Here is a 471-nt window from a genome sequence, read left to right as displayed (position 1 = left end):
GCCCGGTGACATCAAGAATCTGCATATTGGCAAACGCGAGGACGTGAATGGCTTTAGGCATTTGGCGTAATTCGTGGGGTGATTGGCGTATGCGCCAGAACCTACGCGCCTACAGTGCAGTCGTCCACTTCTTTCAACGGAGCAAGAACGATGACGCTGCAGATCGGTTTTCTGTTATTCCCGCAGGTTCAGCAACTCGACCTGACCGGCCCTTACGACGTACTCGCCTCGTTGCCCGGCGTGCAGGTGCACCTGATCTGGAAGGACCTGATGCCGGTGACGGCCAGCACCGGCCTGCTGCTGAAACCGACTACGACCTTTGAGGATTGCCCGGATCTGGACGTAATCTGCGTGCCCGGCGGCAGTGGCGTCGGACCGCTGATGGAAGATCAGCAGACGCTGGATTTCATCAAACGCCAGGCCGCGCAGGCACGTTACGTGACATCGGTGTGCACCGGCTCGCTGGTGCTC

1 pseudogene is annotated in these 471 nt (G+C 59.0%); it reads left to right on the top strand.

Annotated elements, in window-relative coordinates:
- Positions 1-150: 150 nt before the first annotated feature.
- Positions 151-471 (top strand): annotated as a pseudogene (gene inhA, locus J5M56_RS24975) (isonitrile hydratase); the annotation flags it as partial.

Origin of the sequence: Pseudomonas sp. 51_B, assembly GCF_017491595.1 — a bacterium.
GTDB classification, from domain to species: domain Bacteria; phylum Pseudomonadota; class Gammaproteobacteria; order Pseudomonadales; family Pseudomonadaceae; genus Aquipseudomonas; species Aquipseudomonas promysalinigenes.
This window is presented reverse-complemented; position numbering and strand designations above follow the sequence as displayed.